Raw genomic sequence first — 19,435 nt, 5'->3', positions numbered from 1 at the left:
TTTACAACTGTCGCCCTGAAGAGGCTGCCCGCTTAACGCGCGCAGCCTCTTTTTGGATGGGGATGCCGATTTTGATTGGTTTCCTGTCGGAACTGGCTTACAAAGCCGTGTTCCGATGGCGCTGTGTCAGCGTCAGGCTAGGCTTTGAACGAAAAGTCGCCGAGCGGCGATCAGGCAAGGCGAAAACAGGCAAGGAACGGCCGGGGTCGCGTTCGACTTGACGGTTGTCAATGAGCATTCCGAGCCTGTTTTGAACGTAGCATGATCGTCGTACAGACACTTTTCGTTCAAAGCCTAGAGTAGAGGCAGGCTGCAAACAGCCTGCAAAAATTTTCGAAAATACGCCGCAGGAGAGATTCGCAATGGCTCAGCAGGGCAGTGGTTATCAGGCTCGCTATAAACGCATTCTACTCAAGCTTAGCGGCGAGGCCCTGATGGGCTCGGAAGAGTTCGGGATCGATCCTAAAGTGCTGGATCGCATGGCCCTGGAAGTCGGTCAGCTGGTCGGGATTGGCGTTCAGGTCGGCCTGGTCATCGGCGGCGGCAACCTGTTCCGCGGCGCAGCGCTGAGCGCGGCCGGCATGGATCGGGTCACGGGCGACCACATGGGCATGCTGGCCACTGTGATGAACGCCCTGGCTATGCGTGACGCGCTGGAGCGTGCCAATATCTCGGCCATCGTGATGTCGGCCATTTCCATGGTAGGCGTAACCGATCACTACGACCGTCGCAAAGCCATGCGCCACCTCAACTCCAAGGAAGTGGTGATTTTTGCTGCCGGTACCGGTAATCCGTTCTTTACCACGGACTCGGCAGCCTGCCTGCGAGCGATCGAGATCGATGCCGATGTCGTGCTCAAGGCAACCAAGGTCGATGGCGTGTACACCGCTGACCCGTTCAAGGACCCGCATGCCGAGAAGTTCGATCATCTGACCTACGATGAAGTGCTGGATCGCAAGCTGGGTGTCATGGACCTGACGGCCATCTGCCTGTGCCGTGACCACAAGATGCCGCTACGTGTCTTTAATATGAACAAGCCCGGCGCCCTGCTGAATATCGTGCATGGCGGCGCCGAAGGAACACTGATCGAGGAAGCGCAACAATGATCGACGACATCAAGAAAGACGCCCAGGCGCGCATGCAAAAATCCCTTGAATCGCTGAATCACGCATTCGGCCAGATTCGTACCGGTAAGGCTCACCCCAGCATCCTGGGCAGTGTAATGGTGCCTTACTACGGCGCCGATACGCCTTTGAGCGGTGTCGCCAACGTCACGGTCAAGGATTCGCGCACCCTGCAGGTTGTAGCCTTTGAGCGCAACATGCTGGCGGCGGTCGACAAGGCGATCCAGAGCGCCGGGCTGAACCTCAATCCGACCAACCTGGGCGAGTTGTTGCTGATCTCCATGCCGGCCCTCACCGAGGAAACGCGCAAGGGCTTCACCAAGCAGGCGCGCAGCGCCGCCGAAGACGCTCGGGTGGCCGTGCGCAACATTCGTCGCGACGCCTTGGGTGAGCTGAAGAAGCTGGTCAAGGACAAGGAAATCAGCGAAGACGAGGAACGTCGCGCCGCCGTCGATATCCAGAAGCTGACCGACAAGGCAGAGGCTGATATCGACTCGGCCACCAAGCAAAAAGAAGCGGACCTGATGGCCGTTTAAGGGTCTCGTTTTCATGGAAAAGACCAAGCAGGCCGTGCCGTTCGCGGTGCCGCGCCACGTGGCGATCATCATGGACGGCAACAACCGTTGGGCCAAGAAACGCTTTATGCCTGGCGTCGCCGGGCATAAGGCGGGGGTCGATGCGGTTCGTGCGGTCATTGAAGTGTGCGCCGAAGCCGGGGTCGAGGTGCTGACCCTGTTCGCCTTCTCCAGCGAGAACTGGCAGCGTCCGGCCGATGAAGTCAGTGCCTTGATGGACCTGTTCCTCAAGGCGCTGCGTCGCGAGGCCAAGCGCCTCAACGAGAACAAAATCAGCCTGCGGATCATCGGTGATCGCTCGCGCTTCCATCCTGAATTGCAGGCTGCGATGCGCGAAGCCGAGGCCGCGACGACGGGCGCCGATCGGTTTGTCCTGCAGATCGCTGCCAACTATGGTGGTCAGTGGGACATTGCCCAGGCTGCCCAGCGGCTGGCGCGGGAAGTCCAGGCCGGGCACTTGCGCCCGGAAGACATCACGCCGGAACTGCTGCAGACCTGCCTGGCGACCGGTGACCTGCCGTTGCCGGACCTGTGCATCCGTACCGGTGGTGAACATCGCATCAGCAACTTCCTGCTCTGGCAGTTGGCTTATGCCGAGTTGTACTTCTCCGACCTGTTCTGGCCGGACTTCAAACACGAAGCCATGCGCACCGCACTGGCCGATTTCGCTTCCCGTCAGCGTCGCTTCGGTAAAACGAGCGAGCAGATCGAAGCTGGAGCCCGGGTTTAATGCTTAAACAACGAATCATCACTGCCTTGATCCTGTTGCCCATCGCCCTGGGTGGTTTCTTCCTGCTTGAAGGCGCCAGTTTTGCGCTGTTCATCGGGTTGGTCGTGACCTTGGGGGCATGGGAGTGGGCGCGGCTGGCGGGTTTCCCCGCGCAGTCGGCGCGCGTGGCCTACGCAGCAGCCGTGGCGGCCATGCTGTTCATCATGTACGTGGTACCCAGTCTCGCGCCTTGGGTGTTGGGTGTCGCGGTGCTGTGGTGGGCGACAGCGACCTACCTGGTCCTGACCTATCCGCAGACGACGCATCATTGGGCCAATGCGGCGACCAAGCTGGTGATCGGCTTATTGATCCTGCTGCCGGCCTGGCAGGGGCTGATCTGGATCAAGCAAGGCCCGCTGGGCAACTGGCAGATCATGGCCGTGATGGTGCTGGTCTGGGGTGCCGACGTCGGGGCCTACTTCTCCGGTCGGGCTTTCGGCAAGCGCAAGCTCGCGCCGAAGGTCAGTCCAGGCAAGAGCTGGGAAGGGGTCTATGGTGGCCTGGTCTTGAGCCTGGTGGTCACCACGGTGGTCGGTTTCGTGCGGGACTGGACGGTTGCGCAACTGCTGATGGGCCTTGTTGGCGCCGCCTTGATCGTATCTGTGTCCGTGGTCGGCGACCTGACCGAAAGTATGTTCAAGCGTCAATCGGGGATAAAGGACAGCAGTAACCTGCTGCCCGGTCACGGTGGCGTGCTGGATCGCATCGACAGCCTTACCGCTGCAATTCCTATCTTTGCCGTGCTGTTGTGGATGGCGGCGTCGTGAGTCGCCCCCAGCAGATCACGGTCCTTGGCGCGACCGGTTCGATCGGTCTGAGTACGCTTGACGTCATCGGCCGGCACCCGGCGCGTTACCAGGTGTTCGCCCTCAGTGGCTTCACGCGCATGAGTGAATTGCTGGCGTTGTGCATACGCCACACGCCGCGGTTTGCCGTGGTGCCTGAGGCCGCTGTGGCGCGGACGCTGCAGGACGATCTGTGCGCGGCCGGCCTGCAAACTCGCGTGCTGGTGGGGGAGGAGGGCCTCTGCCAAGTCGCTTCCGACCCCGAGGTCGATGCCGTGATGGCGGCAATTGTCGGTGCGGCGGGCTTGCGTCCGACGCTGGCGGCGGTTGAAGCCGGCAAGAAGATCCTGCTGGCCAACAAGGAGGCGCTGGTGATGTCCGGCGCGTTGTTCATGCAGGCTGTGCGCAAGAGCGGTTCGGTATTGCTGCCCATCGACAGCGAGCACAATGCGATTTTTCAATGCATGCCGCAGGATTTTTCCCGTGGCCTCGGCTCGGTGGGCGTCCGGCGGATTTTGCTGACAGCCTCCGGTGGTCCGTTCCGGCAGACGCCGCTGGAAGAATTGGTGCATGTTTCACCCGAGCAGGCTTGTGCGCACCCGAACTGGTCCATGGGGCGCAAGATTTCCGTGGATTCGGCCAGCATGATGAACAAGGGCTTGGAACTGATCGAGGCCTGCTGGCTGTTCGATGCCAAGCCGTCCCAGGTCGAGGTGGTGATTCATCCCCAGAGCGTGATTCACTCCCTGGTGGACTATGTCGACGGTTCGGTGCTGGCCCAGTTGGGCAATCCGGACATGCGTACCCCGATCGCCAATGCCTTGGCCTGGCCGGAGCGCATCGATTCGGGTGTTGCCCCGCTGGACCTGTTCGCCATCGCTCACCTGGATTTCCAGGCGCCCGATGAGCAGCGTTTTCCCTGCCTGCGCCTGGCGCGCCAGGCGGCCGAGGTGGGCAATAGCGCACCGGCCATGCTTAACGCCGCCAATGAAGTGGCGGTTGCAGCGTTTCTCGATGGGCGTGTTCGTTACCTCGAGATCGCGAGTATCATCGAGGAAGTCTTGAATCTCGAGGCCGTGGTTTCGGTCAATGACCTCGATGCGGTATTTACGGCGGATGCCAGGGCTCGTGAATTGGCGGGCCAATGGCTGCGGCGCCACGGGCGTTGAAGCTGCGATACGTTAGCCAGGGTTGCCCTGGACAGGATTGCGGAGAAAACAGATGAGCGCGCTCTATATGATTGTCGGCACCCTGATTGCCTTGGGGGTGTTGGTCACATTTCACGAATTCGGTCATTTCTGGGTCGCGCGGCGCTGTGGCGTCAAGGTCTTGCGTTTTTCCGTGGGCTTTGGCATGCCCTTGCTGCGCTGGCACGACAAGAAAGGCACCGAGTTCGTCGTAGCGGCCATCCCGTTGGGCGGCTACGTCAAGATGCTTGATGAGCGCGAAGGCGAAGTCCCGGCCGATCAGCTCGATCAATCCTTTAATCGCAAGACCGTCCGTCAGCGTATCGCCATCGTTGCGGCGGGGCCGATTGCCAACTTCCTGCTGGCGATGGTGTTTTTCTGGGGCCTGGCCATGCTGGGCAGCGAGCAGGTGCGTCCGGTCATCGGTGCGGTGGAGGTGGGTAGCATTGCCGCCCGTGCCGGCCTGGGTGTCGGGCAGGAAATCGTCGCTATCGATGGGGAGCCCACGTCGGGCTGGTCCGCGGTTAATCTGCAACTGGTGCGTCGCCTGGGTGAGAGTGGTTCGTTGCAATTGATGGTGCGCGAGCAGGGCTCTACGGTGGATTCGCCTCGCGAGCTGACCTTGGACAACTGGCTCAAGGGCGCCGATGAGCCGGATCCGATCCGGTCTCTGGGGATCCAGCCATGGCGTCCAGCGATGCCGCCGATACTCGCCGAACTCGATCCGAAAGGCCCGGCCCAGGCTGCTGGCCTGAAGACCGGTGATCGGTTGCTGGCGCTCGACGGCCAGCCGGTCGGCGACTGGCAGCAGGTGGTGGATTCGGTTCGCGTACGTCCTGATAGCAAGATTGTGCTGCGTATCGAGCGCGACGGTGCTCCAATCGATGTCTCAGTGACCCTGGCCACCCGTGGCGAGAGCAAGACGCCGACTGGTTACCTGGGGGCGGGCGTCAAGGCGGTCGACTGGCCGCCGGAAATGATCCGCGAGGTCAGTTTCGGCCCTGTGGCGGCGATTGGCGAGGGGGCGCGTCGTACCTGGACCATGAGTGTCCTGACGTTGGACTCGCTCAAGAAAATGTTGTTCGGCGAGCTCTCGGTAAAAAACTTGAGTGGACCGATAACCATTGCTAAAGTGGCGGGCGCTTCTGCCCAGTCGGGCGTCGCTGATTTCCTGAATTTCCTCGCTTATCTGAGCATTAGCCTGGGGGTTCTGAATTTGCTGCCCATCCCGGTACTGGATGGGGGGCATCTGCTGTTTTATCTGATCGAGTGGGCGCGTGGTCGTCCCTTGTCGGATCGGGTGCAGGGTTGGGGGATACAGATCGGTATCAGCTTGGTGGTCGGGGTCATGTTGCTTGCCCTCGTCAACGATCTGGGTCGTCTGTAACGCTTCGCTGAATTGCGAATCTGCCGCATTTTGCGGCAGTTTGTTTATTGCCAGTTGGAATAAGAAAGGACTTCATGAAACGTCTGCTGCTAACTGCGGTTCTCACCGTATTGATGATCGCCGAAGTTCACGCCGAGTCCTTCACTATCTCTGATATTCGCGTCAATGGCCTCCAGCGGGTCTCCGCGGGTAGCGTCTTTGGTGCCTTGCCGTTGAACGTCGGCGAGCAGGCGGATGATCGGCGCCTGGTGGAATCCACGCGTGCGCTGTTCAAGACCGGCTTCTTTCAAGATATCCAACTGGGTCGTGACGGCAATGTCCTGGTCATCACCGTTGTCGAGCGCCCGTCGGTCGCCAGTATCGAGATCGAAGGCAACAAGGCGATCTCCACCGAAGACCTGATGAAGGGCCTCAAGCAATCCGGCCTGGCCGAAGGCGAGATCTTCCAGCGTGCCACCCTCGAAGGTGTACGTAACGAGCTGCAACGCCAGTACGTTGCCCAGGGCCGCTACTCGGCCACCGTCGACACCGAAGTGGTGCCGCAGCCGCGTAACCGCGTCGGCCTGAAGGTCAATATCAACGAAGGCACCGTGGCGGCCATCCAGCACATCAACGTGGTGGGCAACACGGTTTTCCCTGACGAAGACCTGATCGACCTGTTCGAGCTCAAGACCAGCAACTGGCTGTCGTTCTTCAAGAACGACGACAAGTACGCCCGTGAAAAGCTCTCCGGTGACCTGGAGCGCCTGCGTTCCTACTACCTGGACCGCGGCTATATCAACATGGACATCGCTTCGACCCAGGTGTCCATCACCCCGGACAAGAAGCACGTCTACATCACCGTCAACATCAACGAAGGCGAGAAGTACACCGTTCGTGACGTCAAGCTCAGCGGTGACCTGAAGGTACCTGAAGACCAGGTCAAGTCGCTGCTGCTGGTGCAGAAGGGCCAGGTGTTCTCGCGCAAGCTGATGACCACCACGTCCGAGCTGATCACCCGTCGCCTGGGTAACGAGGGCTACACCTTCGCCAACGTCAACGGCGTGCCACAGCCGCACGATGACGACCATACCGTCGACATCACCTTCGCCGTGGACCCGGGCAAGCGTGCCTACGTCAACCGTATCAACTTCCGTGGCAACACTAAGTCCGAGGACGAAGTGCTGCGCCGTGAGATGCGCCAGATGGAAGGTGGCTGGGCGTCGACCTACCTGATCGACCAGTCCAAGACCCGCCTGGAGCGCCTGGGCTTCTTCAAGGAAGTCAACGTCGAGACACCGGCTGTACCGGGCGTCGATGACCAGGTCGATGTGAACTACAGCGTCGAAGAGCAGGCTTCCGGCTCGATCACCGCCAGTGTCGGTTTCGCCCAAAGCGCCGGCCTGATCCTCGGTGGCTCGATCACCCAGAACAACTTCCTGGGAACCGGTAACAAGGTCAGCGTCGGCTTGACCCGCAGCGAATACCAGACCCGCTACAACTTCGGCTTCGTGGACCCCTACTGGACCGCGGACGGTGTGAGCCTGGGCTACAACGCCTTCTACCGCACCACCGACTATGACGAACTGGACTCTGATATCTCCAGCTATGCGGTGGACAGTTTCGGTGTGGGCGCCAACGTGGGCTACCCGATCAGCGAGACTTCGCGCTTGACCTTCGGCCTCACTGCCCAGCAGGACAAGATCAACACCGGCCGCTACACCGTCGATGAGATTTTTGACTTCGTTAATAAGGAAGGCGACAACTACCTGAACTTCAAGGCGTCTGCCGGTTGGTCCGAGTCGACCCTGAACAAGGGCGTGCTGGCGACCCGTGGTCATTCCCAGAGCCTGGTTCTGGAAGCGACTACGCCTGGCAGCGACCTGTCGTTCTTCAAGCTCGACTACCGTGGCCAACTGTTCCAGCCGTTGACCGACAACTACACCATGCGCCTGCATACCGAGCTGGGGTACGGTGACGGTTACGGTTCGACCGACGGCCTGCCGTTCTACGAGAACTACTACGCCGGTGGTTTCAACTCGGTGCGTGGCTTCAAGGACAGTACCTTGGGTCCGCGCAGTTCGCCTAGCCAGGGTACCAACCCAGGGACTATTAAAGACCCGGACCAGGATCCACTACCATTCGGTGGCAACGTCCTTATTCAGGGCGGTGCCGAGATCCTGTTCCCGTTGCCGTTCGTCAAGGATCAACGCTCTTTGCGCACCTCGGTATTCTGGGACGTGGGTAACGTTTTCGACTCCAGTTGCAACAACACCACCAACGCCAACGGCAGCAAGTCCAATACAAAGTGCAACGACATCAGTCTGAGCAACCTGGCCAGTTCCGTCGGTGTGGGTGTGACCTGGGTCACCGCGCTGGGTCCCTTGAGCTTTGCATTGGCGATGCCGATCAAGAAACCGGATGACGCTGAAACCCAAGTGTTCCAATTCTCCCTCGGCCAGACGTTCTAAGCGTCTGACCCAAGATAACGACAACGGATTTTGTAGGAGTGCATCGTGCGTAAGTTGACTCAATTGGTTCTCCTGGCAACCGTACTGGTCGCCGGTCCGGCTTTTGCCGACATGAAGATCGCCGTTCTGAATTATCAGATGGCCCTGCTGGAATCCGACGCGGCGAAGAAATACGCCGTGGATGCGGAGAAGAAATTCGGCCCGCAACTGACCAAGCTTAAAGGCCTGGAAAGCAGCGCCAAGGGCATTCAGGATCGTCTGGTAGCCGGTGGCGACAAGATGGCCCAGGGCGAGCGCGAGCGTCTGGAGCTTGAATTCAAGCAAAAGGCTCGTGACTTCCAGTTCCAGTCCAAGGAGCTGAACGAAGCGAAAGCTGTTGCCGACCGCGAAATGCTCAAGCAACTCAAGCCGAAACTCGACAGCGCCGTGGAAGCGGTCATCAAGAAAGGTGGTTTTGACCTGGTGTTCGAGCGTGGTGCAGTAATCGATGTCAAGCCTCAATACGACATCACGCGCCAAGTAATCGAGCGCATGAATCAGCTGAAGTAATCCATGACAGCGACTATCAAGCTCGGCCAGTTGGCCGAGTTCCTCGGCGCCACCCTGCGTGGCGACCCGGAGAAGGCAATTACTGGGCTAGCCACTTTGCAAGAGGCTGGCCCAGCTCAGTTGAGCTTTCTGGCAAATCCTCAATACCGCAAGTACCTGGCCGACAGCCGGGCTACCGCGCTGTTGCTCAAGGCCGCTGATGCCGATGGGTTTGCCGGCGATGCCCTGATCGTGCCCGATCCGTACCTGGCGTATGCTCGTATCTCCCATCTGTTCGACCCCAAACCAAAATCGGCTGCCGGTATTCACCCCAGCGCCGTGATCGCGACGGATGCCGTGGTTGACCCCACGGCCAGCGTCGGCCCATTTGTGGTCATCGAAAGTGCGGCCCGTATCGGTGCCGGCGTCACGCTGGGTGCCCATTGTGTCATTGGCGCGCGCAGCGAGATCGGCGAAGGCGGTTGGCTGGCACCACGGGTCACCCTGTATCACGATGTGCGCATCGGCAAGCGGGTGGTGATTCAGTCCGGCGCGGTGCTGGGCGGTGAAGGGTTCGGTTTTGCCAACGAGAAAGGCATCTGGCAGAAAATTGCTCAGATCGGCGGCGTCACCATTGGTGATGACGTGGAGATTGGCGTCAACACCGCGATCGACCGCGGTGCCCTGGCCGACACGGTCATTGGCAATGGCGTCAAGCTCGACAACCAGATCCAGATCGCCCACAACGTCCAGGTTGGTGATCACACCGCCATGGCCGCCTGCGTGGGCATCTCTGGCAGCACCAAGATCGGCAAGCACTGCATGCTCGCCGGTGGTGTGGGGCTGGTGGGCCATATCGATATCTGTGACAACGTGTTCCTGACCGGAATGACTATGGTGACCCACTCGATTACCGAGCCAGGTGCCTACTCTTCCGGTACGGCCATGCAGCCGGCAGCCGAATGGCGCAAGAGCGCGGCGCGTATCCGCCAGCTCGACGACATCGCACGGCGCCTGAAACAGATGGAAAAGCGTGTAGGGGACGTGACCCCTGGCGGTAATGCTTCATCTGATGGCTGATACCATTTCCATATCAAGTATGCACAGCCGTTAGGGCATCTTGATTTGCTAGCGGAGTGCGCGTCACTCGTGCGCTCCCAATCTTTACATAGGCTTCCCCCCGAAATGATGGACATCAACGAGATTCGCGAATACCTGCCTCACCGTTACCCGTTCCTGCTGGTGGATCGGGTGGTGGACCTGGACGTTGAAGGCAAGCGCATTCGTGCCTACAAGAATGTCAGCATCAACGAGCCGTTCTTCAATGGCCACTTCCCCGCGCATCCAATCATGCCGGGTGTATTGATCATCGAGGCGATGGCTCAGGCTGCCGGAATCCTTGGTTTCAAAATGCTCGACGTAAAGCCTGCCGACGGCACGCTCTATTACTTTGTCGGTTCCGACAAGCTGCGTTTCCGCCAGCCGGTCACCCCGGGCGATCAGTTGATCCTCGAGGCCACGTTCATCAGTTGCAAGCGCCAGATCTGGAAGTTCGAATGCCAGGCTTCGGTCGATGGCAAGCCAGTCTGCTCCGCTGAAATCATCTGCGCGGAACGCAAACTATGAGTTTGATTGACCCTCGCGCAATCATCGATCCGACGGCCGTTTTGGCCGCCGATGTCGAGGTCGGCCCGTGGTCGATTGTCGGCGCAGGTGTGGAAATCGGCGAGGGTACGGTGATCGGTCCCCACGTAATTCTCAAGGGACCGACCCGGATTGGTCGGCACAATCGCATCTACCAGTTTTCTTCGGTAGGCGAGGACACGCCCGATCTCAAGTACAAAGGTGAAGAAACCCGTCTGGTCATCGGCGATCACAACGTGATCCGCGAAGGCGTGACGATTCACCGTGGCACCGTTCAGGATCGCTGCGAAACGACCCTGGGCAACCACAACCTGGTCATGGCCTATGCGCACATCGGCCATGACAGCGTGATTGGCAACCATTGCATCCTGGTCAATAACACTGCGCTGGCCGGCCATGTGCACGTGGATGATTGGGCGATCCTGTCAGGGTTCACCCTGGTGCACCAGTATTGCCATATTGGCGCCCACAGTTTCTCTGGCATGGGCACTGCCATCGGCAAGGATGTCCCTGCCTATGTCACAGTGTTCGGCAACCCGGCCGAAGCCCGCAGCATGAACTTCGAAGGCATGCGTCGTCGTGGTTTCAGCGAAGAGGCGATTACGGCGCTGCGTCGCGCCTACAAAGTCGTGTATCGCCAGGGCCTGACAGTCGAGCAGGCACTCGCCGAACTGGCCGAGGCTTCGGCGCAATACCCGGAAGTCGCGATCTTCCGTGATTCCATCCAGTCTTCGACCCGCGGCATCACTCGCTGACCATGGCTAATTTGCGTGTTGCACTGGTGGCAGGAGAGGCTTCCGGTGACATTCTGGGCGCCGGTCTGATGCGTGCGCTCAAGGCGCAGCATCCCGCTGTCGAATTCATTGGGGTCGGCGGGCCGTTGATGGAGGCCGAGGGCCTGACGTCCTATTTTCCGATGGAACGCCTGTCGGTAATGGGGCTGGTGGAAGTGCTCGGTCGCCTGCGTGAGCTACTGGCCCGGCGCAAGAAGCTGATCCAGACCCTGATCAATGAAAAACCGGATGTGTTCATCGGCATCGATGCGCCGGATTTCACCCTCAATATCGAACTCAAGTTACGTCAGGCCGGTATTAAGACCGTGCATTACGTCAGCCCGTCGGTCTGGGCCTGGCGGCAGAAGCGGGTGCTGAAGATACGCGAAGGTTGCGACCTGATGCTGACCCTGCTGCCGTTCGAGGCCAAGTTCTACGAAGAGAAGGGCGTATCGGTGCGGTTTGTCGGGCACACACTGGCCGATACCATTCCCCTGGAAGCCGACCGCGACGCGGCTCGCCAGGCGTTGGGCCTGCCCGATGGGCCGCTGGTGGCCTTGATGCCCGGCAGCCGAGGCGGCGAAGTGAGTCGCCTGGGCGGCTTGTTTTTCGACGCGGCCGAGCGCCTGCGGGCGCTGCGCCCCGGTGTACGTTTTGTCCTGCCGTGTGCCAGTGCGCAGCGTCGCGCCCAGTTGGAAGCGTTGCTGGTCGGCCGAGATTTGCCGGTGACGCTGCTCGACGGCCGTTCCCATGAAGCGTTGGCGGCCTGCGATGCCGTGTTGATTGCCTCTGGCACCGCAACCCTTGAGGCGCTGTTGTATAAGCGCCCGATGGTGGTTGCCTATCGCCTGGCGCCGCTGACGTTCTGGATTCTCAAACGCATGGTCAAGAGCCCCTACGTGTCCTTGCCGAACCTGTTGGCCCAGCGCTTGTTGGTGCCGGAGCTGTTGCAGGAAGAGGCGACCGCCGAGGCGCTGGCCAACACGCTGTCGCCTTTGATCGACGGCGGCGAGGAACAGACCCGGGGCTTTGACGAAATCCACCGTACCTTGCGGCGTGATGCTTCCAACCAGGCGGCTGACGCGGTATTGACCCTGATTGGCGCAAAACCATGAGCAACTCAAAGCTACAGATGGGCCTGGATTTCAACCTGGTCGCCGAAGTGGAAGAGTTGGTGGCCGGTGTCGATGAAGTGGGACGCGGCCCGTTGTGCGGCGCGGTGGTGACGGCGGCGGTGATTCTCGACCCGAAGCGTCCGATCCTGGGCCTCAATGATTCGAAGAAACTTACTGAGGCCCGTCGCGAAAAGCTTTACGACGAGATCTGCGAGAAAGCCCTGAGCTGGTGCATCGCCCGGGCCGAAGTCGAAGAAATCGATGAGCTCAATATCCTGCATGCCACCATGCTCGCCATGCAGCGTGCCGTGCAGGGCCTGCACATCACGCCGAAACTGGCGATGATCGATGGCAATCGCTGCCCGAAACTGTCGATGCGCGCCGAAGCGGTGATCCAGGGCGACGCCAAGGTGCCGGCTATCGCGGCGGCCTCGATCCTGGCGAAGGTCAGTCGAGACCGGGAAATGGCCGCCTTCGAATTGATTTACCCGGGCTATGGCATCGGCGGCCACAAGGGTTACCCGACCCCCGTTCATCTAGAGGCCCTGGCGCGCCTTGGGCCAACGCCGATCCATCGGCGCTCGTTCGCCCCGGTGCGGCTGGCTTATGAAGCCCGTGATGGCTTGATCGAAAGAATCTAGCGAAAGCGTCGCGATGCCCTGCCGTGCCCTGTAGGAGCTGGCGAAGGCTCGGGCCGCGTTCGGACGATCTTTTGATCTTGATCTTTCACTCTCGACTCAATCGGCAGTGGAAAGATCGCAGCCTCGCTTCGCTCGACAGCTCCTACATGTTTTACCCACGGCCCGGTACAATCCGGGCCTTGTTGTTTTCATGACTTAACGCAGGATCACTATGCCGGCTTCATTCGTTCATCTACGCCTGCACACTGAATACTCCCTGGTCGACGGTCTGGTGCGGATCAAGCCCCTGGTCAAGACCCTGGTGGGCATGAACATGCCTGCCGTGGCGGTCACCGACCAGAACAACATGTGTTCGCTGGTCAAGTTCTACAAGGCCGCCATGGGCGCCGGGATCAAGCCGATCTGTGGCGCGGACCTGTGGCTGTCGAACAAGGACCCGGACGCACCGCTGAGCCGTATCAGCCTGTTGGTGATGAACGCCCTGGGCTATCGTAACCTCACTGAGCTGATCTCCCGTGGTTTTATCGATGGCCAGCGCAACGGCTCGATCATCATCGAGCGCGAGTGGGTAGCCGAGGCCAGTGAAGGGCTGATCATGCTGTCGGCGGCCAAGGAGGGTGAAATCGGCCTGGCCCTGCTCAGTGGCAATCCCGAGGAAGCCGAGACCCTGGCCCGTGACTGGATGTCGGTGTTCCCTGACCGCTTCTACATCGAGGTGCAGCGCACTAATCGTCCTAATGACGAAGAGCACCTGCATGCCGCCGTGGCCCTGGCCGACAAGATAGGTGCGCCGCTGGTGGCGACCAACGATGTGCGGTTCATCAAGCAGGACGATTTCGAAGCCCACGAAACCCGCGTCTGTATCGGTGAAGGCCGAGCCCTCGACGATCCGCGTCGGTCGAAGAACTACAGCAACCAGCAATACCTCAAGAGCGCCGAGGAAATGGCCGAGTTGTTCAGCGACCTGCCCGAGGCGCTGGAAAACACCGTCGAGATCGCCAAGCGCTGCAACATCGAAGTGAAGCTGGGCAAACACTTCCTGCCCAACTTCCCGATCCCCGATGGCATGACCATCGACGAGTATTTCCGCAAGGTGTCCTTCGACGGCCTCGAGGAGCGCCTCAGCGTCCTGCTGCCCAAGGACACCACCGAAGATTACGAAGCCAAGCGCCAGGTCTATGTCGATCGGTTGAATTTCGAGCTGGATATCATCATCCAGATGGGCTTTCCCGGTTACTTCCTGATCGTGATGGACTTTATCCAGTGGGCCAAGAACAACGGCGTGCCGGTGGGTCCTGGCCGTGGGTCGGGTGCCGGGTCGCTGGTGGCCTATGTGCAGAAGATCACCGACCTCGACCCGTTGGAATATGACCTGCTGTTCGAACGTTTCCTCAACCCGGAACGGGTCTCCATGCCCGACTTCGACGTCGACTTCTGCATGGATGGTCGCGACCGGGTGATCGACTACGTGGCCGAGAAATATGGCCGCAACGCCGTGAGCCAGATCATCACCTTCGGTTCCATGGCCGCCAAGGCAGTGGTGCGCGACGTGGCGCGGGTGCAGGGCAAGTCCTACGGTTTGGCGGATCGTCTGTCGAAGATGATTCCGTTCGAAGTCGGCATGACCCTGGAAAAAGCCTACGAGCAGGAAGAGATTCTGCGGGACTTCATCAAGGTCGACGAAGAAGCCGCAGAGATCTGGGAGATGGCCCGCAAGCTCGAAGGCGTGGTGCGTAACGTCGGCAAGCACGCCGGGGGCGTGGTGATCGCACCGACCAAACTGACTGACTTCTCGCCGATTTATTGCGACGAAGAAGGCGACGGCCTGGTGACCCAGTTCGACAAGGATGACGTCGAGGCGGCGGGCCTGGTGAAGTTCGACTTCCTTGGTCTGCGGACCCTGACCATCATCGACTGGGCGCTGAGAACCATCAATCGCGACCGGGCCAAGGTCGGCGAAGAGCCGCTGGACATTGCCTTCATCCCGCTGGATGACAAGCCGACCTACAGCCTGTTGCAAAAAGCCGAAACCACGGCGGTGTTCCAGCTTGAATCCCGGGGCATGAAGGAGCTGATCAAAAAGCTCAAGCCCGACTGCCTGGAAGACCTGATCGCACTGGTGGCCCTGTTCCGTCCGGGTCCGCTGCAATCGGGCATGGTGGATGACTTCATCAACCGTAAGCACGGCCGCGCCGAGCTGGCATACCCGCACTCGGATTATCAGTACGAAGGCTTGAAACCGGTGCTGGCACCGACCTATGGCATCATCCTGTATCAGGAACAGGTGATGCAGATTGCCCAGGTCATGGCCGGTTATACCCTCGGCGGTGCGGACATGCTGCGTCGGGCGATGGGTAAGAAGAAGCCCGAGGAAATGGCCAAGCAACGCGGCGGTTTCATTGAGGGGTGCGCGACCAACGGCATCGACCCTGACCTGGCCGGTAACATTTTCGACCTGGTGGAAAAATTCGCCGGCTACGGTTTCAACAAATCCCACTCCGCCGCCTACGGCCTGGTGTCGTACCAGACCGCGTGGCTGAAGGCGCACTACCCGGCGCCGTTCATGGCCGCCGTGCTTTCGGCGGATATGCACAACACCGACAAGGTCGTGACCTTGATCGAAGAAGTGCGGACCATGAAGCTGCGCCTCGACGCACCGGATGTGAACACTTCGGAGTTCAAGTTCACGGTGAACGACGAAGGCCGCATCATCTATGGCCTGGGTGCGATCAAGGGCGTGGGCGAGGGACCGGTGGAGGCCATCACCGAAGCGCGCCAGGACGGGCCGTTCAAGGACCTGTTCGATTTCTGCGCTCGGGTTGACCTCAAGCGCATCAACAAGCGCACCCTCGACGGTTTGATCCGCAGTGGTGCCCTGGACCGGCTGGGGCCTTACTTCCAGGATGAGCCCAAGGCCTACCAGGCCAACATCGACCGCAACCGCGCGGTGTTGCTGGCGGCGATGGAGGAGGCGATCAAGGCTGCCGAGCAGACCGCCCGCACCCACGACAGCGGCCACGCCGACTTGTTTGGCGGGTTGTTCGTCGAAGAAGACGCCGATGTCTACGGCAACCATCGCAAGGCCAAGGAGCTGACCCTCAAGGAGCGCCTCAAGGGTGAGAAAGACACCTTGGGCCTGTACCTCACTGGTCACCCGATCGACGAATACGAAGGCGAGATCCGCCGTTTCGCCCGTCAGCGCATCATCGACCTCAAGCCTGCGCGCGACACGCAAACCGTCGCCGGCATGATCATCGCCCTGCGGGTGATGAAGAACAAAAAGGGCGACAAGATGGGCTTCATCACCCTCGACGACCGCTCCGGGCGCATCGAGGCCTCATTGTTCGCCGATGCGTTCCACTCGGCGCAGGCGCTGTTGCAGACCGATGCGATGGTGGTGGTGGAAGGCGAGGTCAGCAACGATGATTTTTCCGGTGGCCTGCGGCTGCGGGTCAAACGGGTGATGAGCATGGAAGATGCCCGTACCAACCTGGCTGAAAGCCTGCGCCTGAAGTTGCAGACCCAGGATCTCAAGGGCGATCAGCTACGCTGGTTGGGCGAATTGTTCAAGCGCCATCGCGGTGCCTGCCCGATCACCATGGAGTATGTACGCCCCGATGCCAAGGCTGTGCTGCAGTTCGGCGAAGGCTGGCGGATCGATCCGGCGGATGCGTTGATTCAAGCCTTGCGTGACCAGTTCGGCAAAGACAACGTCTTCCTCCAATACCGTTGACGGCCAGGGGCCATTCCTGAAACCGGAATACCCCTGATCTCGACCTGAATTTTTAATCTCGACCTGAACGCGCCTCTCCCTTAAGGTAGGCGCGAATAGACAACCGGCCGGCCCAAGCTCTTTTGGACGTCGACCCAAGACGGACGCCTATGAACCCGAATTTTCTAGATTTCGAACAGCCGATCGCCGACCTGCAAGCCAAGATCGAAGAGTTGCGCTTGGTCGGTAATGACAATTCGCTGAATATCGGCGATGAAATCTCTCGTCTGCAGGACAAAAGCCGCACGCTGACCGAAGACATCTTCGGCAAGCTGACCAGCTGGCAGATTGCCCGCCTGGCGCGTCATCCACGTCGTCCTTATACCCTGGACTACATCGACCACATCTTCACCGAGTTCGATGAGCTACATGGCGACCGTCACTTCTCCGACGACGCCGCGATCGTCGGCGGTGTCGCCCGCCTGGACGACCAACCGGTGATGGTTATCGGCCATCAGAAAGGCCGCGAAGTGCGCGAGAAGGTGCGCCGCAACTTCGGCATGCCGCGTCCGGAAGGCTACCGCAAGGCGTGCCGCCTGATGGAAATGGCCGAGCGCTTCAAGATGCCGATCCTGACCTTCATCGACACACCGGGCGCCTACCCGGGCATCGACGCCGAAGAGCGCAACCAGAGCGAAGCGATTGCCTGGAACCTGCGCGTCATGGCGCGCTTGAAAACCCCGATCATCGCCACCGTAATCGGCGAAGGTGGTTCCGGCGGTGCGTTGGCCATCGGTGTCTGCGACCACTTGAACATGCTGCAATATTCCACCTATGCGGTGATCTCGCCGGAAGGCTGCGCCTCGATCCTGTGGAAAACTGCCGAGAAGGCGCCGGATGCCGCTGAGGCCATGGGTATTACCGCCGAGCGTCTCAAAGGCCTGGGCATCGTCGACAAAGTGATCAACGAGCCAGTCGGCGGCGCTCACCGTGACCCGGCTGCAGCGGCGGCGCTGATTCGTGCCGAGCTGAGCTCGCAGTTGTCGATGCTCAAGAAGTTCGACAACGAAGCGCTGCTGGCTCGTCGCTACGAGCGCTTGATGAGCTACGGCCTCTGATCTGACCAAGCTTCCAGCAGTTGTGGGGAGCCAATGTGGGAGCGGGCTTGCTCGCGAAAGCGGTTTAACATTCAACCCATGTGTTGACTGATTCACCGCCTTCGAGAGCAAGCCCGCTCCCACATTTGATTTGTGCCAAGGCTGAAACCCATGAACCCAAGCAACGATCTGCCAAGCCGCCTGCTTACTCAACTCATTCCCTGGCGCAACGCCGCCACCTGGCGCATCGCCTTCTCCGGCGGCCTCGACTCCACCGTCCTGCTGCACCTGCTGGCGACGCTTTCGCAACGCCAACCCTTGCCCGCACTGAGTGCTATCCATGTGCATCACGGCCTCCAGGCTGTGGCTGAGGCGTGGCCGGGCCATTGCCGCTCGGTCTGCGCGGCTCTGGGCGTGCCGCTGGATGTGGTGACTGTGCAAGTGCGCCCCGGTGCCAGTGTCGAGCGTGCCGCCCGGGAGGCGCGTTACGCGGCCTTTGTCGCGGCGATCCACGGCAACGAAGTGCTGCTCACTGCCCAGCATCGCGATGACCAGGCTGAAACCCTGCTGTTTCGTCTGCTAAGGGGGGCGGGGGTGAAGGGGTTGGCGGCGATGCCGCGGCAGCGTCCTTTGGGTCAGGGGCATTTGCTGCGGCCGTTACTCGATGTGTCCCGGGCGGAGCTGGAGGCTTATGCGAGGCAACAAGGCTTGAGCTGGATCGAAGACCCGTCCAACGACGACCAACGGTACGCGCGCAATTACCTGCGCCAGCGGGTTTTTCCAGTGCTGGCCGAGCAGTGGCCCCAAGCTTCGGTGACCCTGGCTCGCAGCGCTGCGCACATGGGGGAGGCCCAAGGTCTGCTGGACGATCTGGCGCGAATCGACCTGGCCCAGGCCGCGACTGCGGGTGCGTTCGACTGGCTCGGACTGCAATCCCTGGCGCTGGCGCCTTTGCGGGCGTTGTCGCCGGCCCGTCAGCGCAACGCCTTGAGCCACTGGCTGGCACCACTGACCCTGCTGCCCGACACCGATCACTGGTCGGGCTGGGACTCGTTGCGCGATGCCGCCGACGACGCCCGGCCGATCTGGCGCCTGGCCGGTGGCGAGCTGCACCGCGCCGCGGGGCGGGTCTGGTGGTTATCCGACCACTGGCTATGTTCGTTGCCAGGCAGCGTCGACTGGGCAGATCCGGCGGTTGCGCAGCGCTTGCCGGGCAATGGCCGGGTGGTGCTCGACGGCACACCGCCTGCGGGGCCGCTTAGTGTGCGCTATCGTCAAGGCGGCGAGGTGCTGGCGTTAGCGGGGCGTGGTCACCGTGACCTCAAGCGTTTGCTCAATGAAAAGGGCGTGCCGGCGTTCGTTCGCGGCCGATTGCCGCTGCTCTACCAGGGCGAGCAATTGCTGGCGGTGGCCAACCTTGCCGGGCTCGATGCACAGGCTGATGGCAGTTGGCAATTGATCTGGACGCCAGGAAGCCAAGATCTGGATTTGAGCTGAAAGGGGCTTTCCGGTAGACTACGCTCCCTTCTTGATACAACTTCTGTGGATTCGCCTGAATTGCAGGAGTTGCCGATTACCAAGCAGTCTTTGCTGGGCGATTCCAAAAAATGTGTAGCGAGCAACGTACCGGTGATTTCACTTCCGGTCT

General features: G+C 60.5%; 16 protein-coding genes. All 16 read left to right on the top strand.

Features of this window, described 5'->3' with window-relative positions; genetic code table 11:
* Window positions 1-362: 362 nt before the first annotated feature.
* The 16 genes from pyrH to tilS all read left to right on the top strand — a co-directional run bounded on the left by pyrH (window position 363) and on the right by tilS (window position 19,284).
* Window positions 363-1,106 (top strand): UMP kinase, encoded by a 744-nt coding sequence (gene pyrH / locus AACY42_RS02945; protein WP_186705496.1) that lies wholly within the window; start codon window positions 363-365, stop codon window positions 1,104-1,106.
* Window positions 1,103-1,660: a ribosome recycling factor gene (gene frr / locus AACY42_RS02940; protein ID WP_339476287.1), complete on the top strand. Its 558-nt coding sequence runs from the start codon at window positions 1,103-1,105 to the stop codon at window positions 1,658-1,660. The genes pyrH and frr overlap by 4 nt, the downstream gene beginning before the upstream one ends.
* A gap of 13 nt (window positions 1,661-1,673) precedes the next feature.
* Entirely contained in the window at window positions 1,674-2,429 is a 756-nt protein-coding gene (uppS, locus tag AACY42_RS02935; protein ID WP_339476285.1) for a polyprenyl diphosphate synthase, read from the top strand.
* Window positions 2,429-3,235: a phosphatidate cytidylyltransferase gene (locus AACY42_RS02930; protein WP_339476283.1), complete on the top strand. Its 807-nt coding sequence runs from the start codon at window positions 2,429-2,431 to the stop codon at window positions 3,233-3,235. The genes uppS and AACY42_RS02930 overlap by 1 nt, the downstream gene beginning before the upstream one ends.
* A complete protein-coding gene (gene ispC, locus AACY42_RS02925; protein WP_339476280.1) occupies window positions 3,232-4,422 on the top strand; it encodes a 1-deoxy-D-xylulose-5-phosphate reductoisomerase in 1,191 nt (396 codons plus the stop codon). Before AACY42_RS02930 ends, ispC begins: the two co-directional genes overlap by 4 nt.
* A gap of 52 nt (window positions 4,423-4,474) precedes the next feature.
* Complete coding sequence (gene rseP, locus AACY42_RS02920; RefSeq protein ID WP_339476277.1) at window positions 4,475-5,827, top strand: RIP metalloprotease RseP; 1,353 nt, start codon at window positions 4,475-4,477, stop codon at window positions 5,825-5,827.
* Window positions 5,828-5,901: 74 nt separating this feature from the next.
* Window positions 5,902-8,277 carry an outer membrane protein assembly factor BamA gene (gene bamA / locus AACY42_RS02915; RefSeq protein WP_339476275.1) on the top strand — a complete coding sequence of 792 codons (2,376 nt, stop codon included), beginning with the start codon at window positions 5,902-5,904 and terminating at the stop codon, window positions 8,275-8,277.
* Window positions 8,278-8,322: 45 nt separating this feature from the next.
* On the top strand, window positions 8,323-8,826 hold the full coding sequence (locus AACY42_RS02910; RefSeq protein WP_339476273.1) for an OmpH family outer membrane protein: 504 nt from the start codon (window positions 8,323-8,325) through the stop codon (window positions 8,824-8,826).
* Window positions 8,827-8,829: 3 nt separating this feature from the next.
* Window positions 8,830-9,885 (top strand): UDP-3-O-(3-hydroxymyristoyl)glucosamine N-acyltransferase, encoded by a 1,056-nt coding sequence (gene lpxD / locus AACY42_RS02905; RefSeq protein WP_339476271.1) that lies wholly within the window; start codon window positions 8,830-8,832, stop codon window positions 9,883-9,885.
* Window positions 9,886-9,990: 105 nt separating this feature from the next.
* Window positions 9,991-10,431, top strand: coding sequence for a 3-hydroxyacyl-ACP dehydratase FabZ (fabZ, locus tag AACY42_RS02900; protein ID WP_339476265.1), 441 nt, complete (start codon window positions 9,991-9,993; stop codon window positions 10,429-10,431).
* On the top strand, window positions 10,428-11,204 hold the full coding sequence (gene lpxA / locus AACY42_RS02895) for an acyl-ACP--UDP-N-acetylglucosamine O-acyltransferase (protein ID WP_339476263.1): 777 nt from the start codon (window positions 10,428-10,430) through the stop codon (window positions 11,202-11,204). The genes fabZ and lpxA overlap by 4 nt, the downstream gene beginning before the upstream one ends.
* A gap of 2 nt (window positions 11,205-11,206) precedes the next feature.
* Complete coding sequence (gene lpxB, locus AACY42_RS02890; protein WP_339476261.1) at window positions 11,207-12,337, top strand: lipid-A-disaccharide synthase; 1,131 nt, start codon at window positions 11,207-11,209, stop codon at window positions 12,335-12,337.
* A complete protein-coding gene (rnhB, locus tag AACY42_RS02885; protein WP_057451690.1) occupies window positions 12,334-12,978 on the top strand; it encodes a ribonuclease HII in 645 nt (214 codons plus the stop codon). The genes lpxB and rnhB overlap by 4 nt, the downstream gene beginning before the upstream one ends.
* 211 nt (window positions 12,979-13,189) lie before the next feature.
* Window positions 13,190-16,711, top strand: a complete 3,522-nt coding sequence (dnaE, locus tag AACY42_RS02880; RefSeq protein ID WP_339476255.1) for a DNA polymerase III subunit alpha — start codon at window positions 13,190-13,192, stop codon at window positions 16,709-16,711.
* 149 nt (window positions 16,712-16,860) lie between these two features.
* The gene (locus AACY42_RS02875; protein ID WP_339476252.1) at window positions 16,861-17,808 is read left to right on the top strand and encodes an acetyl-CoA carboxylase carboxyltransferase subunit alpha; all 948 of its coding nucleotides are present in this window, start codon (window positions 16,861-16,863) and stop codon (window positions 17,806-17,808) included.
* Between the two features lie 150 nt (window positions 17,809-17,958).
* Window positions 17,959-19,284 (top strand): tRNA lysidine(34) synthetase TilS, encoded by a 1,326-nt coding sequence (gene tilS / locus AACY42_RS02870; RefSeq protein ID WP_339476250.1) that lies wholly within the window; start codon window positions 17,959-17,961, stop codon window positions 19,282-19,284.
* Window positions 19,285-19,435: the final 151 nt, after the last annotated feature.

Source organism: Pseudomonas sp. RL_5y_Pfl2_73 (genome assembly GCF_963970515.1).
GTDB lineage: Bacteria > Pseudomonadota > Gammaproteobacteria > Pseudomonadales > Pseudomonadaceae > Aquipseudomonas.
This window is presented reverse-complemented; position numbering and strand designations above follow the sequence as displayed.

Excerpts from the sequence above, each read along its gene's own strand:
- rseP (WP_339476277.1), top strand. The coding sequence starts at position 4,475 with ATGAGCGCGCTCTATATGATTGTCGGCACCCTGATTGCCTTGGGGGTG.
- AACY42_RS02930 (WP_339476283.1), top strand. The coding sequence starts at position 2,429 with ATGCTTAAACAACGAATCATCACTGCCTTGATCCTGTTGCCCATCGCC.
- frr (WP_339476287.1), top strand. The coding sequence starts at position 1,103 with ATGATCGACGACATCAAGAAAGACGCCCAGGCGCGCATGCAAAAATCC.
- bamA (WP_339476275.1), top strand. The coding sequence starts at position 5,902 with ATGAAACGTCTGCTGCTAACTGCGGTTCTCACCGTATTGATGATCGCC.
- lpxB (WP_339476261.1), top strand. The coding sequence starts at position 11,207 with ATGGCTAATTTGCGTGTTGCACTGGTGGCAGGAGAGGCTTCCGGTGAC.
- lpxD (WP_339476271.1), top strand. The coding sequence starts at position 8,830 with ATGACAGCGACTATCAAGCTCGGCCAGTTGGCCGAGTTCCTCGGCGCC.
- AACY42_RS02875 (WP_339476252.1), top strand. The coding sequence starts at position 16,861 with ATGAACCCGAATTTTCTAGATTTCGAACAGCCGATCGCCGACCTGCAA.
- uppS (WP_339476285.1), top strand. The coding sequence starts at position 1,674 with ATGGAAAAGACCAAGCAGGCCGTGCCGTTCGCGGTGCCGCGCCACGTG.
- pyrH (WP_186705496.1), top strand. The coding sequence starts at position 363 with ATGGCTCAGCAGGGCAGTGGTTATCAGGCTCGCTATAAACGCATTCTA.
- dnaE (WP_339476255.1), top strand. The coding sequence starts at position 13,190 with ATGCCGGCTTCATTCGTTCATCTACGCCTGCACACTGAATACTCCCTG.
- rnhB (WP_057451690.1), top strand. The coding sequence starts at position 12,334 with ATGAGCAACTCAAAGCTACAGATGGGCCTGGATTTCAACCTGGTCGCC.
- fabZ (WP_339476265.1), top strand. The coding sequence starts at position 9,991 with ATGATGGACATCAACGAGATTCGCGAATACCTGCCTCACCGTTACCCG.
- lpxA (WP_339476263.1), top strand. The coding sequence starts at position 10,428 with ATGAGTTTGATTGACCCTCGCGCAATCATCGATCCGACGGCCGTTTTG.
- tilS (WP_339476250.1), top strand. The coding sequence starts at position 17,959 with ATGAACCCAAGCAACGATCTGCCAAGCCGCCTGCTTACTCAACTCATT.